The sequence below is a fragment of the Thalassotalea profundi genome, from assembly GCF_014653195.1.
In the GTDB taxonomy this organism is placed as follows: domain Bacteria; phylum Pseudomonadota; class Gammaproteobacteria; order Enterobacterales; family Alteromonadaceae; genus Thalassotalea_B; species Thalassotalea_B profundi.
On the sequence record NZ_BNAH01000006.1, the window covers coordinates 169,071 to 184,741 of the forward strand.

The following is a 15,671-nucleotide window of genomic DNA, read 5'->3' on the forward strand; positions in this document are numbered from 1 at the left end:
AACTAATTAAATTACTTATTCAAAAATTTAACGGATACTATGGAATCTATAGATAAAATTTATACGCGCGCTGCTGATCGAAAAGGTGGTGAGCAAGCATTACAGTTTTTATTAGGTGAGGGTAGCAACGACAGGGCTCTTGCTAAATTAACGGATGACCGACTACTCTCTGCATTCACTAAAAAAGTATTTCAGTCAGGTTTTGTTTGGCGTGTTGTCGAAAATAAATGGCAGGATTTTGAAGAAACGTTCTTTAATTTTGATATTGAAAAAATTCTGATGATGCCAGAAGAAATGCTTGAGAAAAAAGCTGCAGATCCCAGAATCATACGCAACTTTAATAAAGTAAAAACCATAAAAGCTAATGCGCAAATGATCTTTGAAGAACAGCAAAATTCACATAGTTTTGCTGAATTTGTTGCTCAATGGCCGAGTAATAATATTATTGGTTTATGGGATTATTTGAAAAAAAACGGACAACGTTTAGGCGGTAATACCGGTCCTTATGCCTTGCGCGTATTAGGTAAAGATACCTTTATAATTAGTCGCGATGTTGAAGCTTATTTTCGTGCACATGACCTTATTTCTGGAGGCACTCAAACTAAAGGCAGTTTAAATACGATACAAGCATGCTTTAATCAGTGGCAACAAGCATCTGATTTATCACTTAGCCAACTCAGTCGTTTAATTGCATTCTCAACAGGCGACAACCATGTTCAAGCAGAGTAACTATGTTAATTGATTTAGCGAAAATAGCTGTTGGTTATGTTGATAAAGTTGATAGCGACTTAGCCAAGAAAATTGCGAATAAATGGCAGTTCTCTTATCTAGGTGATGTAGCTGCGGCAGCAAATAAACCAAACTTAAAGTTTCTGCTGCAAGTTAATTGTCAAACACTAGAGCTTGTCAAACTTGATGAGCCTAAACTTGGCGCCATTAAAGTAGACTTTGTTGAAGGGGCTGTGGCTCATCGACGCAAATTTGGTGGTGGACGCGGACAAGACATTGCAAAAGCCATCGGTTTAAAGCATGGTTTTACCCCTCATGTACTTGATGCAACTGCAGGCTTAGGACGCGATGCTTTTGTGTTAGCTTCACTAGGTTGCCAAGTGACTATGATAGAACGTATGCCGGTAGTCGCCGCATTGCTTGAAAACGGCCTCGAGCGAGCGCAACTTAACAGTGAAGTGAGTGATATTGTGAATCGTATCTCATTAGTGTTTGCTTCATCTATTGATAATATGGAAGAGGCTATATCGCCTGATGTGATTTACTTAGATCCTATGTACCCACACCGTGAAAAATCTGCCGCTGTAAAAAAAGAGATGAGAGTGTTTCAGTCGTTAGTTGGTGAAGACTTAGATGCTGATGCCTTGCTTGCACCCGCGCTTACATTGGCTAATTATCGAGTGGTAGTAAAGCGACCAAGTTATGCACCGCCGCTTGATAATAAAAAGCCGTCTATGAGTATCAACATGAAGAAAAATCGTTTCGATGTTTATGTGAATAAAGCGATCCCTAAATTACTTTAATAGCATTCACCCTTTCAGGAGGATACTCTTTAGTATCCAAGCTAAATCACGATAGAAAATTACGGCTTATACACGTGGAAAACACATTGAGTATTATCACAATCTTTTATTATTTTGCTTCTGTCCACTCAAGGGAAAAGTACATTAGTGAATGATTTCTCCCCTGAAGTACTTGAGCTATAGTGTTTTAATGTTATTGACTTAAACGTAAAATTAGAATGCCAGCTATAGCTGCTGTCAAACCAAATATCTCTTGACGACTGAAAGATTCTTTTAAAAAAATGCGTGAATATAATAATATAATTAAAATATTCATAGCCGATATTGCCGAAACCAAACCTGTTGTTCCAATAGCAAAAGCAGTGATGATGGCTATCATCCCCATTAAGTTAGTTAAACCAATAAACAATCCACAAATAAATGTTTTTCTATCTGACCATTGAAGAAGCAAATCATCGGTGTTTTGAATTGTTTTTTTACGTTTACTTAACCAACTTATTGCAAAGAGTAAGCTGCCAAAACCAAACATTGATGTTAATGTTGCAAACATATCTGCGTCGAGGCGAGTAGATTGTTTTCCTAGTAAATCATTAAATGAAAAGAATACTGCGGCAAGTAGCCCCCATTGAGCGCCCTGTAGATTTTTAAAAGAGATATCATTGGAATAACGAATGGTATAAAGGCCTGCAAAGATAATTATAAAACCAATTAATTGTGCAGGAGTTAATGTTTCATTCCAAAATAAAAATGCGAGTAATACGACAAATAATGGAGGAAGGCCTGATAATATACTGATGAGTGAAGCTTTTCCCACCGAAAAGCCTTTATGTAAAAAAGCATTTGCAGCATAAGATCCTAACCCCAGCGCTAGTCCAACAGTAACATCTTGCTATCCGTACCACTGTTGGTTGAATATTTTCATTAATACAGCACTTATGACAAACCCAACAAAAAAAACGCCAAATAACATCAAATTTCGATTAACATTTTTTTGAGAAGTCCATTGATACATTATTCCTCTAGCACCAAAAAAAACTGCTGCTAATAATGCATAGATAATCCACATAAATCTTCCTTTAATCACATATAGTTTTTGAGTGAAAGCGCTCTATTGATTCACTCATTAAAATGAATTTAGATAACCTGAATGATTAACAACTCATAATACAATTAATATAAATTTTTTATGGCGAGTTTAATCATGTTATTTGGCATAACTTATGATCAAATAGGCTGGAAATTACATAAAGTTTAAAATGAATATTATTAATTACTAACGTTCAGATGAAAAATAGGTGCCGATATTAACGGCACCTATAAGTTTAACCTTTTCTTTTTCTAGGTTTTTCTATTTTATTACTTTTTTCTTCTTTTTTTAATTTACGTTTTTCTTTCAATGTTAACATTGGTTTTTTCATATTATTTTTAGACATATCTTTACCTAACAATAAATTACAGATTAATTGTGTATCATTTTGCAAATCGAACTAAAAGTTATAAAAAAATCAAATCACATATCCTCCTTAAGTTATTAATATAAAACATTAAAAATAAATATATGTATAAATAAACTTTGATGCTTAGATGACTCGAAGACCAGGCATAAAAAGTTTAAATTTATAAAGTTGTATTAGAATAATTTGACTGTTATCTGTATTGACAGACGGGCAACTAAGCGTGCCCTCTTAAGACGGGAATTTTAGGGCTAGGCTCCCTAAAAATTGCTTATAAAATCGTAAAGAAATAGGTGTTTTCATAAGGCCAATATAGCAATATAAATAATAACTTCAAGCTTAATCTTATTATGTTTCATTATTATGCTTTCGAGTATATTTTGACCTTAGTATCCACGCTTTTAAATAGTTAATATAAATATGCATGTTTGTCATAAAACAGCAATGTATTTGTAACTTATTTGTCATCTGCATCAAGGAGAATCCGCGTAATTTAAGTCCTTAATGTTTAGGTGTAATTAAGTGCGTGTTTCTACCTTTTCCCGTTTGTCTGTTATTGCAATAAGTTTGTTTACTATTATTTTCCTCGCAACGATGTATCAAGTTGCACAATCACTTGGCAACAGTCGAGATCAGAATGCCAATTACCAAGCATTGAAGTCTTTAGTGACGATAAAATTTAATCGTACTATTGGTCAATACTTACAAACGGGTTCTGCAAACTTATTAAATCAAGCGGAAGAAGAGTTGGGTGAAATGGCTCTACTTAGCCAAAAAATTGGTGTTGAGTCGTTACATAATATGATGGACGAAGAGATTACATCATTAAACCTCAATATTAATAGTAAATATCGGGCGATGGGAAAATTAAGCGGAGATCCGTTAGCACTATTACGTAATGTTGAAGCGGATTTATTGGCAAATAATAGTGCGTTAAATCGTTACGTAATAGAAAAAAGCGATCTGCTTTCTTCGTCAGAAAAACAAGAGTATTTGGTACTTAATGCAAGAACGGCTAAAGTTATTGCAGAGCTAATCGTAGCCAGAGAAAAGCTCTTTAGTGAACTTTCAACAGATCAAGTGCTTATCAACCAAGCTATAAATGATTTGCAATTAATAACAGAAAAGTTGACTCATTTACCGTTATTGGAAATATACCCAGAGGTCGATGAAGACGACCTTTTTGCTGATGAAGATGATCAAGACGATCTAAGCGAATTAGCAATAGCTGAATTATCTTCTTTAAGTAAGCGTTATAATAAAGAATTAACCACTACGATCGAGCTAAAACAGCAGAAACAAAGTGGTTTGGCACTACTTGAACAGCAAGTGGCTAACTTAGAAAAAATTATGATTGATGCTGAACAAGATATTCTGAAAGTGCAAGCCCAGTTAAACAAACAACTTTACTGGATAGTCATTGGTTTATTGGCATTTTTAGTGGCATTTTTAGTCGCGAATTATTGGCTACAACGCAGTGTAATTTTAAATCCATTACGTAAATTACGTGATAGCTTTGTCGCATTAGTCGAGCAAGGTAAAGTTGATAATATAGAGGGTATTTCTGTAAAAACAGAGCTTGGCGAAATATCTCATAGCTTTAATCAAATGGTTAATAAGCTCGCCAAAGACGACTATGAAAAAGCAAAGCAACTTGATCTTATTGCCAAGGCGCTATCAACTATGGAACTACAAGTTAATAATATTTATCAATCATCAACAAGTACGAGTGAACATGTACAAGTAGCACGAAATATTATGGCTTCTCTAGGTGAAGCAACAGAAAACGTAAACACCTTATCAAGCCAGGTTGTTGAAAATGCACAAGCGACTCAAGTCGCAATGGAGACGAGTCAATCACGTGTCGCATTAGTGCTTAGTGCAAGTGAAACAACTAATCAAGCGGCACAACAAAGTAAAACTGAAATCACTATGCTTTGTCAGGCGGTAAATAGTGTAACTTCAATCGTTGATGTTATTGGTGCTATTGCAGATCAAACTAATTTACTTGCGTTGAATGCCGCGATTGAAGCCGCAAGAGCGGGAACACATGGACGCGGGTTTTCTGTGGTAGCTGATGAAGTAAGAAAGCTAGCAGGTAAAACTCAAGACTCTTTAAAACAAATTAATGGACGACTTAGCCAGTTGCAAAGTGCCAGTAGCTCTATTGAAGGTACTATTTTAGCGATTGAAAAAGCATCAGAAAACCAAAAAAATATTGCAGATGAATTACAAGTAACAGCGCTCGAAGTAACAGAGCAAGCGCAACAATCGGCCAATGTGGCCCTTGATACATTAGCCCAAATTACTCGTCAGCAAGAGTACTTCAATAGTGTAGAGCTTGCGATGAGAAGTGTTGATGATGAGGTCTCCCAATCACAATCTCTTTCGGAAAGTATTGCTAAAGAAGTGAGTATCCATGTCAGCGACATTGGATTAACGCTTAAGAAGTCGGATTAATTAATTTTGGATCAGCCTTTAACTATGCGTTAAATGATTCATGAGTTGAGCAAAAGGGCCGTATCATATCAGGTTAAATAGAATGCTTATTTACTTGCCATTTTATTAGTGAATTGTCACTGAGTGAGCTGATCACTTCCAACTCTTTTATATCAATTGAATGTTGAGTTTCTTCAATGATTTTTGACATTATATGCTCGTCATTTAGAGCTAGATTTTCTAGCCCTACCCATGCATTTCTGCTTGATTTCTTAGCGGCATATAAACAATGGTCGGCAATATCTATAACACGTTCCCAGCTTAGTAAATTAGGATTGTCTATTATAAATGGGAAACAAGCATATCCAATTGAGCATGTTTTAGAAAGAGGCGCTTCTTGGTTGATATCAAACTTATGTTCTTCTATTGCTAGTCTTAATCTTTCAGAAAGGAAAGGAGCTTTTATTCTATTAGTAAAGCGAGCTATCACTAAAAATTCCTCGCCACCCCATCTAACTAAATAATCGGTTTCTCTAAATACACTTTCTAATATTGCTTTAATTTGAATAAGTACCGCATCGCCGGCACTGTGACCATGGACATCATTAATCTTTTTAAAATAATCTAAATCAATAAGAAAGAAAATAAGATCAGAGTCATTTGATAATTTATCTTCTTGATTTTTACTTTTGTGCTTTCGGAGTATAAGGTCGATATCATTTTGTAAATGGTTTTTCAAAAAGCGTCTATTTTTCAATCCTGTAAGTTGATCTGTTGAGCTTAATTCTTCTAGCTTTGAATTCGCTTCTTCTAAATGTTCATTTGCTAATTGCAGCTCTTTGGTGCGTAGAATAACTTTGTTTTCTAATTGAGCATTTAGGTGTTGTTCAAAAAGCACTTTTTTGCGCTGGGAATTAATAAATGCGATGATTAAACTAAGTATAAACAAAACATATAGTGTATAGGCCCACCAAGTCCTCCATGGCGGGGCTAAAACCGTAATATTTAATGAGGTGCCTTCTACATCCCAAAAGCCATTAGCATTACTTGCTTTCACCCTGAAAATATAATCGCCGTCTGGCAAGTTTGTATATGTTGCTCTTCGATTTTTGTAGTCAGTATTGATCCAATCTTTATCCCAGCCTATTAGTTGATAGGAAAAATTAATTTTTTTCGGGTTACTAAAATTTAATGCAGAGAACTCAAATGACACAACATTATCTTGGTAGTCTAATGTGATGGACTTTGTTTTATGTATAACTTGCTCTAAGTTAAAATCCGAACGTTTTCCAGTAGCTTCTTGCTGGGTTGGTCGAAGTATAGGAACGGGTTGATTTAACAATAAAATGTCAGTGATAACCACATTAAGCGGGGTAACATCGTAGGCTATTTTTTCAGGTGAAAATTGATTAAAGCCATTAATACCACCAAAATACAAATTGCCTGATTTCCCCTTAAAAGATGCGCCAATATTAAATTCATTACTTTGAAGACCATCGCCGATGTCGTAATTTATAAAAACCTCGGTGTTTGGATCTAAACGTGAAAGTCCTTTGTTGGTGCTTACCCATATATGTCCTTGATTATCTTCTTCAATACCGTAAATTACATTATTGAAAAGCCCGTGTTCTATATTGTAATTTTTGAACGATGCAGCTTTGATATTGAATACATTTAGGCCTCCACCATCTGTCCCGATCCAAATATTTCCTTGACTATCTGTTGTCATGCTATAGACCGTATTATAGCTTAAGCTACTTGGGTTATTTTCTTGATGCTTGTAATGGGTAAACTTTTTAGTTTGAGTATTAAAGTGGTTAAGTGCGTTTGGGGTGCCAATCCATAGGTTGCCGTCTTTATCTTTTGTCATGATATAAATAGTGTCATGACTTAAGCTATTTGGATTATCAGCTTGATGATAATAACGGGTAAATTTGCCATTTTTGATATCGAAATAATTTAAGCCACTTTGAGTACCAATCCAGAGATTTTTATGACTATCTTCGACAATAGAATAAATTGTATTATGGCTTAAGCTATTTGGGTTATCAGGCTGATGTTTAAAGTGGCTAAATTTCCCTGTTTTTCTATCTAAATAATTCAGTCCTCCACTACCTGTCCCAATCCAAAGGTTGTTTTTACTATCACTTTTTAATGCATAAATAGAATGATCATTCAAACCACTTAGACTATTTACTTTGGATCTATAATGAGTGAATTTTTGATTGTTATTATCAAGGTAATTAAGACCACCACCTCTCGTACCAATCCAAACACCTCCTTGGTTGTCCTCTTCTATGCTAAAAACATTATTGTGAGTTAAACTATTTGGGTTATTAGGCTGATGATGGAAATGAGTAAAGAGTTTCTTTTTCATATTAAAGCGATTAATCCCACCTCCAACAGTACCTACCCAGAGATTATTTTGATGATCTTCTAAAAGGGTATAAACGGTGTCATGGCTTAAACTGTTAGGGTGGTTAGCTTGATGTCGGTAGTGAGTAAATTGTTTGTCTTTACTATTGAAATGATTAAGGCCACCGTCTCCAGTGCCGATCCATAAATTATTCTGTTTATCTTTCAACAGACTAAATACAGTATCATCGCTCAGGGTTGTAAGGTCATTAGTCTGATGACGATAATGAGTAAATTGATTACTTTTGGTATCTAGATAGTTAAGGCCACCGTTTCCTGTACCTATCCAAAAGTTACCTTGGTTGTCTTCTAAAAGACTATAAACGGTATTATGGCTTAAACTATTGGTGTTATCAGTTTGGTGCTGGTAATGAGTAAATTTTCCTGTTTTGTGATTCAAATAATTGAGACCATTAAAGGTACCAATCCAAAAATCACCACGCTTATCTTCTACAATGCTATAAACTGTATCATTACTTAAAGAGTTTGGGGTATTAGTTTGATGGCGATAATGTGTAAATTTTTGGTTTTTAATATCAAAATAATTAAGGCCGCCGCCCAACGTTCCAATCCATAGGTTTTGTTTACTATCTTCTATAATTGTGTAGATAGAATTGTTACTGATACTATTGGGATTATTAGCTTGGTGGTGAAAACGAGTGAATTGCTCTGTTTTAGTATTAAAGTAATTCAAGCCTCCACCACGAGTTCCGATCCAAAGATTACCTTTACTGTCTTTCGTAATAATTGAAACATAATTGTGAGAAAGAGAATTAACATTATTTATTTCATGTTTAAAAACTTTTAGGCTATAGCCATCATACCTCGCTAAGCCATCTTCTGTTCCAAACCATATAAAACCACTATTATCTTGAGCTATGGCAAGCACAGAATTTTGAGGTAAGCCATCTTCAATTGTTAGATGCTGAAAACTGATAGAAGCATTCATTGCTAAACAATTTGAAGGCAAAGTCATTAGGAATAATAAAACACTTACGATAAAAGCAAAGTGAATTTTTATTTTATCAAACAATTAATTAGCTCTTAATAGCCTATTATTAGGTTCAGTATAGTGTAATTTTAATGAAAATTAAAATAGTGGAAGCAGTCGAACTAGTGACAATCTTATTTAGTATCGTTTTTATTAAAAAAGAATAAGCAAGAAGAAGATGAATAAACTAAAATATCCTCTATATGATGAAAATTGTCGAGATACAAAGGCATGGCAAAAGCACTTTGTAAGTGGAAAAAAAAAGAAATTGAGCAAGATTTGCATGAACTTGCAGGTATTGTTGATAAACCTCGTTATGTTTGTAAGGATTGTGCGAGATGTGCACATAGTAAAGGTTTTTTATGTAAAGCAATAAAGCTACCTATTAACTCTTGATTCATAACGTATAACTTAATTGATACTTAATTTAAAAAAAGGCGCAAGAATGATTACTGAGAATACAAAAATGCCCTCTGGACAATTGCAGCAGATGGTTAATGGTAATATGGTTACTATAGAAACGGATGAATTTTTTGCAGATAAAAAAGTCGTTCTTTTTGCGGTACCCGGTGCATTTACACCAACCTGCTCAGAGGCCCATTTACCTGGTTATATCGTTTTAGCGGATCAGATTAAAGCTAAAGGTGTTGATGCAATAGTTTGCTTATCGGTAAATGATGCTTTTGTAATGAACGCGTGGGGTAATTCACAAAATGCTGAAAATGTGATGATGATGGCTGATGGTGATGGTAGTTATACCAAAGCACTAGGGCTTGAAATGGAAACGGGTACTTTTGGTGGATTGCGTTCACAGCGGTATTCGATGATTGTTGATAAGGGCATCGTTACACGTTTGAATATTGAACAACCTAAACAATTTGAAGTGAGTACCGCACAAGTCGCTTTAGAGCAGCTATAAGCTATCTATATTTTTGCTCAAGCATAATCAATTGTCTTCAAAAATAGCTATTTTTTAAGGGTGATTGGATAGTAATAAAAACTATTGTTATTCACAATCCCCTTATTTTTATTGGCCTTGAGAGGTATTGACTTGAACTTTACTCATAAATTAGGCAGACTCTACGTTTATGCCGCTGCGAGGATCCCCCATGTTAAAATCAGAAATGATCAAACAACTTAATGAACAGATTAACTTAGAATTTTATTCTTCAAACTTATACCTTCAAATGAGCGCTTGGTGCGAAGAAAAAGGCTTTGAAGGTGCTGCTGAATTCATGCGTAAACATGCGTTAGAAGAGATGGACCACATGACTCGACTTTTTACTTATGTGAGCGAAACAGGTGCATTACCTATTTTAGGTGCTATTGATGCTCCACCTCATGAATTTGAGTCGCTTGGTGATGTTTTTGAAAAAACTTACGAGCATGAATGCCTAATCACCGAGCGTATTAACGAACTAGCTCATCAAGCATTTAGTAATCACGATTATTCAACGTTTAATTTTTTACAATGGTATGTTGCTGAGCAACATGAAGAAGAAACATTATTTAAAAGCGTATTAGACAAAATTAATTTGGTAGGCCACGACGGACATGCACTCTTTTTTGTTGATAAAGATTTGGCAGAAATGGCTAAAAAAGGTACTACAAGCATAATGAATCCTTAGATTTATTATCTTAAGTCATAAATCTTGTCTTTCAAAGAGATATGTCTTACCAAGAGGAATTGAAACCTTGGTAAGACATAATGCAATGTTAATAACTTAGTAAACTGTATCCTTTCCCTCTAATTGTTTTAATTAACTTTTTATTCGCTGTTTCATCCAGCTTTTTTCGAATATTCAGTAAATGAATACTTATGCGCTTATTACAATTGGCTAAGCTACATTGAAATATTTTTTTCGCTATTAGCTCTCTAGTAACTACTTGTGGCGATAATGACATAAGCAAATGTAACAAACTGAATTCTAACACAGTAAAGTCGATCAATTGTTCATGTAAAAATACTTCTCGTGTGTTCATATTTAGCGTTAAACCACTAATAGAGTATGTTTCTGGTTTTTCACGGTTATTAAACATAGCAATCACCTAAATTAAATTATTGAGTTAACTGATCAATAAGGGTTGCTTTATATCCAGAGGGACTATTTTCATCTATTTCCATAATTAAGTACTTGGATGTAGATTCTTCATTGAGTACTAAGTCAAAGGCATTTAAAATAATGTCGCTACTATTTTCTTGCGCCGTTACAAACACTTTATAAGTATTGTTGTTAAGTGTGATGGAGTCATTATTAGCAAATGTTATCGAGCGATGATTTAGTGCGGTATCGATTGTTTCGTCATTTCGAACAAAGTATACATTTACCACTTGGAAGTCGTCGCTATCAACAAGATTAATCATAGTTACGTTATGCTGGTAAATGCTAGAAACGGTCGTGTTAGTTAACACCATAGAATGAATATTAATTTCAATCTCGTCAACAATTCCATCGCCGTTCTCATCTACATCACCGTCACCATCTTCATCAACATTTTCTTCATCAGCATAAAAGAAAACGGTTTTATCGCTATTCTCAGATAATGATAATAAGTGATTACTTAACAGTCGTGAATTATCAGCTGTGTTAGTGAGATCTAAACTATAGTCACCATGGGAAATAATATAAGGAGCACTTAATTGACCGTAACCAATCGGACCGATAGTTAAAGTGTCATTAATACCTGATATCGTGAGTGATAATTCTTCTTGGTAACTCTCAAGTAGTTCAGTCGACTGAATTGCATTATAGGCACTGATCTTAGCTTCAGATTCAAAGTCAGTCAGTTCTTCGATTGAAGAAGGAGCAATGCGGTCGATTACGTATGAAGAGCTCCCCGCCCCAGTATTTGCTCTAACAGACATAACATATTGAGTAGAATAAGGAAATGAAACTTCTTCTGATTGAAATAGTACATCATCGCTACCTGGAGCTGTGATATAAAATATATAGTCATCTTCCGCAAATTTAGTGTTTTCTGATAATTCTTGGTAGGCAACATTACTAAGCAACACGGCTTCATTAAAGGTTTCATCTGAACCTGATATATACACATCTACGCCTTCGCTACTTTGAAACATATTCAATACACGAATATTGAAAAGGTCATTTTCGGTATCATCGTCGTCCTCAATAACTGGAATGTGATATACATTTACCGAAGGAGAAGTTACATCTTCACTTAGTACAATCATTTTGATCACATCTTCTTCGATCGTCACATCGCTTTGATAGATAATAGATAACTCATCTCTTGTTGTACTATCGTTTTCTTGCCAAGCAAGCTCAAAAGTATAGTTATTGGTTTCTATCTGATTGGCACTACTTGCTGAGCCGTAATCTATACCTAAATAAGTAACTTCAACGTCATCATCGTCATCACTGTCAATATCTTCATCAAGTGTTAGGTACATTTTAGGGGCATTTTGAGCAACATGATAAAATTTCACGTAGCCCACTGCATCACTATCATCATCACTACCAGAACCACACCCATAAAGCCCAAGCAATATTACACCCAGTAAAGCTTTTGAAGTTGTACTTGCATTAAAAAATTGTTTTAACATCGTCATTGTTTTTGTTCCACATAATATTTATCGAAAAAGTGCCTAAGGATATTTGCAGGTATATTCGCAAAACTGGCGCGTTAAATAGAGCCGTAGAATTAGGCTTAGTTCCTATCTTTACAATTCTTTGCGTTTCTTAGTTTTTGTTAACTCATGTGATCAGGGGTCATTTGAAAGTAAAGACTAGGTGCTTTCAAGTTCTGCTTTTATAATAAAACTGTTTTAGATACTAATAGGGTTTATTGTGGTTCAAACTGATGTTGTGGTTATTGGTGCTGGTGCGGCGGGCTTAATGTGCGCTGCAACTGCCGGCTATCGTGGTAAAAAAGTAACGGTAGTTGATATGGGAAAAAAAGCCGGACGAAAAATACTTATCAGTGGTGGAGGGCGTTGTAATTTTACCAATGAAAACGCAACGCCAGAGAATTACCTTTGTAACAACCCGCACTTTATTAAATCAGCACTCAGTCGTTATTCACCTCAAGATTTTATTGAACTAGTTGAACGCCACGGCGTTGAATATCATCATAAAACTCTTGGTCAACTATTCTGTGACAACACGGCACAGAATATTGTTGATGTATTATTAACGGAATGTGAGTGGGCAGGGGTAACAGTGAAACTAAGAAATGAAGTGACCTCTGTGCATAAAACTGCAGAAGGCTTTAGTGTTAAAACAACTGAAAATGTATACCAATGTCATTCAGTTGTAGTTGCATCTGGTGGTTTAACTATGCCTAAGCTTGGTGCATCTCCTATTGGCTATAAAATTGCTGAACAGTTTTCTATTAATTTATTTCCGACCACAGCGGCGCTTGTTCCTTTCACTTTACATGAGCACGACAAAGAGCGTTTTGAGGGTTTATCAGGTATTAGCATTCCGACGATAGTGACGAGTGAAAATGGTATCAGTTTTAAAGAGAATATCTTATTTACCCATCGAGGCTTATCTGGCCCTGCTATTTTACAAATATCTTCTTTTTGGAAGGCTGGAGAGTCTGTAAGTATTAACTTACTCCCCGGGTTAAATATTGTTGAAACCATTAAAGAGTGGCGTGATGCTAGCGGTCAAAAATCGCTAAAAAATATGCTCGCGACGATTTTGCCTAAGCGCTTTATTGAAAAGATGATCAGTCAGCAGGAAATCATTGATAAAACCATTAACCAATTGAGTAAGGACGAGATGCTTAGCCTTGCTGAATATGTACATAATTGGCAAATAAAACCAAATGGAACTGAAGGTTACCGAACGGCTGAAGTTACTCTTGGCGGCGTAGATACTGACGAACTTTCTTCTAAAACCTTTGAAAGTAAAAAAGTCCCTAATTTATATTTTATTGGCGAAGTTATTGATGTCACTGGTTGGTTAGGAGGCTATAACTTCCAAGCTTGCTGGGCCCAGGGAATGGCTTGCGGGCAAGCATGTTAGTATGCTTTCTACTACTAATTTAATCTTTATGTTAATAAGCCCTCAATGTATGATAGAAGCCGAACTTAACCATTTTCACCAAGTTAAAATCAATGGTTGAGCTATACCTTTAACTTATTGAATTTATTTTTCATTTAAAAGAACCTTTGTTTATGCGCTTTGATTATCGAATTGTTTTTATTATTACCGCATTACTTTTTACTTTATCAGCGAGTTTAACACTTATTAATTATGTTGAGTCGATGGATTCTACGCGCAAACAACTAAAAAATAGTTCTTTACCTTTAACACTTGATAATATTTATACGCAAATTCAAAAGCAGATCATAGAGCCCAATCTGATTGCTTCGGTTATGTCTAATGACACCTTTATGAAAGATTGGCTTTCCCATGAAGAAGACGAAGTGGAAAAGATCACTCAGTATTTAGAAACTATTACTAATAAATATAATATGTTTACTGCTTTTCTTGTCTCTGAAAAAAGCCAGAACTATTACACTACAGATGGTTTCTTAGAAAAAATATCTATTAAAAATCCAAATAATGCTTGGTACTTCAATTTTAAAAATAAACCAGAGAAAAGTGAAATTAACATTGATTATAATGAGTTTATGGGAAATTCATTGATTATGTTTATTAATCATAAAATTTATGATGACCAATCCACCATGGTGGGAGCTACGGGGGTTGGACTTAAAACATCTTATATCAATGAAATGCTGAAATATTTCCGAATTCGCTATAACTTTAAAGTGTTTTTTATTAATGACGCGGGTGAAATTCTTATTGCAGAGCAAGGTATCGATAAGCTTGAACAACTTAGTAATCATCCGGAATTAAAAGCATTAATTCCAGATATAATAAATACAGAAACACAATTATTTGAATATACCGAAGAGGGTGAGTCGTACTTGCTCACTAAAAAGTACGTAGAAGAATTAGACCTTTATTTAGTCGTTGAAGCTAAGGTTGATAATTTTACCCAATCTGTCAAAGAGGCATTTTATTTTAATATAGTGGTGTCTTTGCTAGTCACTATACTTGTTAGTATTGTTGTGATTTTGTATGTACGTAAAATACATACAAAACTCAATGAACTTGCTAGTAATGATACATTAACAGGTTTACCTAATCGACGAACGTTTCAAGGACAACTAGAACATTTTATGTCATTGAAAGCTCGACATCAGCAAGCGTTATCACTTGTATTTTTTGATGTTGATGACTTTAAAAGGATTAATGATGAACAAGGGCATGATGTTGGCGATGAAGTATTAGTAAATATTGCCAAGACTTTAAAGTCAACCATAAGGCATACGGATTATGTCGCTCGCTGGGGTGGGGAAGAATTTATAATTTTATTAATAGATTCACAACTTGAAGATGCAACATTAATCGCAGAGCAGCTCAGAAAAAACATTGAAAATAATACACAGATATTTGAACACGTAAAACGAAAAGTAACAGTGAGTGTGGGCGTTACGCAAGTGAAAGAAAACGATGATGCCGACTCGTTATTTAAACGTGTAGACACGGCGTTATTTCAAGCAAAAAGAGTAGGGAAGAACAGTGTTACTACTGTTGAATAATGACCAAGGCGAGCGAAATGTCTGAAAGAAAAATTATCTTTGAATTTGAAAAAGAAAATAAGAACAGTGTACGCTATAAAGAAGTGCCAGAAGATGGTATGCCCCCAGTAGTAGGTAGTATATATATTCAAAAATGGTTCGCGGGCAGTAGTAAACATATTGAAGTGGTTATTAACAAGAAAGATTAACTATTATGGTTGGGCCTAAACTCGACACCCCCTAAAATAAAGATTTTTAGTAAGTTTGAGTTTAGG

14 protein-coding genes are annotated in these 15,671 nt (G+C 34.9%); 9 read left to right on the forward strand and 5 right to left on the reverse strand.

All coding sequences use genetic code 11. From position 1 onward, the window contains the following. Positions 1 to 39 precede the first annotated feature (39 nt). A complete protein-coding gene (locus IE155_RS09275; RefSeq protein ID WP_189377967.1) occupies positions 40 to 729 on the forward strand; it encodes a DNA-3-methyladenine glycosylase I in 690 nt (229 codons plus the stop codon). Positions 730 to 731: 2 nt separating this feature from the next. Next, positions 732 to 1,532 (forward strand): class I SAM-dependent methyltransferase, encoded by an 801-nt coding sequence (locus IE155_RS09280; protein ID WP_189377968.1) that lies wholly within the window; start codon positions 732 to 734, stop codon positions 1,530 to 1,532. Between the two features lie 193 nt (positions 1,533 to 1,725). On the opposite strand, the gene IE155_RS09285 is transcribed toward IE155_RS09280, so the two are convergent. Both IE155_RS09285 and IE155_RS17965 read right to left on the reverse strand, forming a co-directional pair. Further along, the gene (locus IE155_RS09285; RefSeq protein WP_268245248.1) at positions 1,726 to 2,397 is read right to left on the reverse strand and encodes a DMT family transporter; all 672 of its coding nucleotides are present in this window, start codon (positions 2,395 to 2,397) and stop codon (positions 1,726 to 1,728) included. A gap of 24 nt (positions 2,398 to 2,421) precedes the next feature. Next, positions 2,422 to 2,598: a hypothetical protein gene (locus tag IE155_RS17965; RefSeq protein WP_229817182.1), complete on the reverse strand. Its 177-nt coding sequence runs from the start codon at positions 2,596 to 2,598 to the stop codon at positions 2,422 to 2,424. A gap of 910 nt (positions 2,599 to 3,508) precedes the next feature. Here IE155_RS17965 and IE155_RS09290 point away from each other — a divergent pair. Then, complete coding sequence (locus IE155_RS09290) at positions 3,509 to 5,446, forward strand: methyl-accepting chemotaxis protein (RefSeq protein ID WP_189377969.1); 1,938 nt, start codon at positions 3,509 to 3,511, stop codon at positions 5,444 to 5,446. A gap of 73 nt (positions 5,447 to 5,519) precedes the next feature. Here IE155_RS09290 and IE155_RS09295 read toward each other — a convergent pair whose 3' ends face one another. Further along, positions 5,520 to 8,873, reverse strand: coding sequence for a ligand-binding sensor domain-containing protein (locus tag IE155_RS09295; protein ID WP_229817184.1), 3,354 nt, complete (start codon positions 8,871 to 8,873; stop codon positions 5,520 to 5,522). A gap of 189 nt (positions 8,874 to 9,062) precedes the next feature. Between IE155_RS09295 and IE155_RS09300 the strand changes: the two genes are divergently transcribed. From IE155_RS09300 to ftnA, 3 genes are all read left to right on the forward strand, one after another. Then, entirely contained in the window at positions 9,063 to 9,227 is a 165-nt protein-coding gene (locus IE155_RS09300) for a hypothetical protein (RefSeq protein ID WP_189377970.1), read from the forward strand. 70 nt (positions 9,228 to 9,297) lie between these two features. Further along, positions 9,298 to 9,750, forward strand: coding sequence for a peroxiredoxin (locus tag IE155_RS09305; RefSeq protein ID WP_373295365.1), 453 nt, complete (start codon positions 9,298 to 9,300; stop codon positions 9,748 to 9,750). Positions 9,751 to 9,940: 190 nt separating this feature from the next. Continuing rightward, positions 9,941 to 10,459, forward strand: a complete 519-nt coding sequence (gene ftnA / locus IE155_RS09310; protein WP_189377972.1) for a non-heme ferritin — start codon at positions 9,941 to 9,943, stop codon at positions 10,457 to 10,459. An 88-nt stretch (positions 10,460 to 10,547) separates the two neighbouring features. Here ftnA and IE155_RS09315 read toward each other — a convergent pair whose 3' ends face one another. Next, positions 10,548 to 10,871 (reverse strand): winged helix-turn-helix domain-containing protein, encoded by a 324-nt coding sequence (locus tag IE155_RS09315; RefSeq protein ID WP_189377973.1) that lies wholly within the window; start codon positions 10,869 to 10,871, stop codon positions 10,548 to 10,550. Between the two features lie 19 nt (positions 10,872 to 10,890). Then, positions 10,891 to 12,405 (reverse strand): hypothetical protein, encoded by a 1,515-nt coding sequence (locus tag IE155_RS09320; protein ID WP_189377974.1) that lies wholly within the window; start codon positions 12,403 to 12,405, stop codon positions 10,891 to 10,893. 238 nt (positions 12,406 to 12,643) lie between these two features. On the opposite strand from IE155_RS09320, the gene IE155_RS09325 reads away from it, so the two are divergent. The 3 genes from IE155_RS09325 to IE155_RS09335 all read left to right on the forward strand — a co-directional run bounded on the left by IE155_RS09325 (position 12,644) and on the right by IE155_RS09335 (position 15,605). Continuing rightward, the gene (locus tag IE155_RS09325; protein WP_189377975.1) at positions 12,644 to 13,828 is read left to right on the forward strand and encodes a BaiN/RdsA family NAD(P)/FAD-dependent oxidoreductase; all 1,185 of its coding nucleotides are present in this window, start codon (positions 12,644 to 12,646) and stop codon (positions 13,826 to 13,828) included. Positions 13,829 to 13,980: 152 nt separating this feature from the next. Continuing rightward, positions 13,981 to 15,417, forward strand: a complete 1,437-nt coding sequence (locus IE155_RS09330) for a sensor domain-containing diguanylate cyclase (RefSeq protein ID WP_189377976.1) — start codon at positions 13,981 to 13,983, stop codon at positions 15,415 to 15,417. A gap of 17 nt (positions 15,418 to 15,434) precedes the next feature. Further along, the gene (locus IE155_RS09335; RefSeq protein WP_189377977.1) at positions 15,435 to 15,605 is read left to right on the forward strand and encodes a hypothetical protein; all 171 of its coding nucleotides are present in this window, start codon (positions 15,435 to 15,437) and stop codon (positions 15,603 to 15,605) included. The last annotated feature ends 66 nt before the right edge of the window (positions 15,606 to 15,671 follow it).

What these genes read in the sequence shown, in the direction of transcription:
- IE155_RS09315 (WP_189377973.1), bottom strand. Translation starts at nt 10,871, where the DNA reads ATGTTTAATAACCGTGAAAAACCAGAAACATACTCTATTAGTGGTTTA.
- IE155_RS09280 (WP_189377968.1), top strand. Translation starts at nt 732, where the DNA reads ATGTTAATTGATTTAGCGAAAATAGCTGTTGGTTATGTTGATAAAGTT.
- IE155_RS09275 (WP_189377967.1), top strand. Translation starts at nt 40, where the DNA reads ATGGAATCTATAGATAAAATTTATACGCGCGCTGCTGATCGAAAAGGT.
- ftnA (WP_189377972.1), top strand. Translation starts at nt 9,941, where the DNA reads ATGTTAAAATCAGAAATGATCAAACAACTTAATGAACAGATTAACTTA.
- IE155_RS09320 (WP_189377974.1), bottom strand. Translation starts at nt 12,405, where the DNA reads ATGACGATGTTAAAACAATTTTTTAATGCAAGTACAACTTCAAAAGCT.
- IE155_RS09305 (WP_373295365.1), top strand. Translation starts at nt 9,298, where the DNA reads ATGCCCTCTGGACAATTGCAGCAGATGGTTAATGGTAATATGGTTACT.
- IE155_RS09330 (WP_189377976.1), top strand. Translation starts at nt 13,981, where the DNA reads ATGCGCTTTGATTATCGAATTGTTTTTATTATTACCGCATTACTTTTT.
- IE155_RS09335 (WP_189377977.1), top strand. Translation starts at nt 15,435, where the DNA reads ATGTCTGAAAGAAAAATTATCTTTGAATTTGAAAAAGAAAATAAGAAC.
- IE155_RS17965 (WP_229817182.1), bottom strand. Translation starts at nt 2,598, where the DNA reads ATGTGGATTATCTATGCATTATTAGCAGCAGTTTTTTTTGGTGCTAGA.
- IE155_RS09300 (WP_189377970.1), top strand. Translation starts at nt 9,063, where the DNA reads ATGGCAAAAGCACTTTGTAAGTGGAAAAAAAAAGAAATTGAGCAAGAT.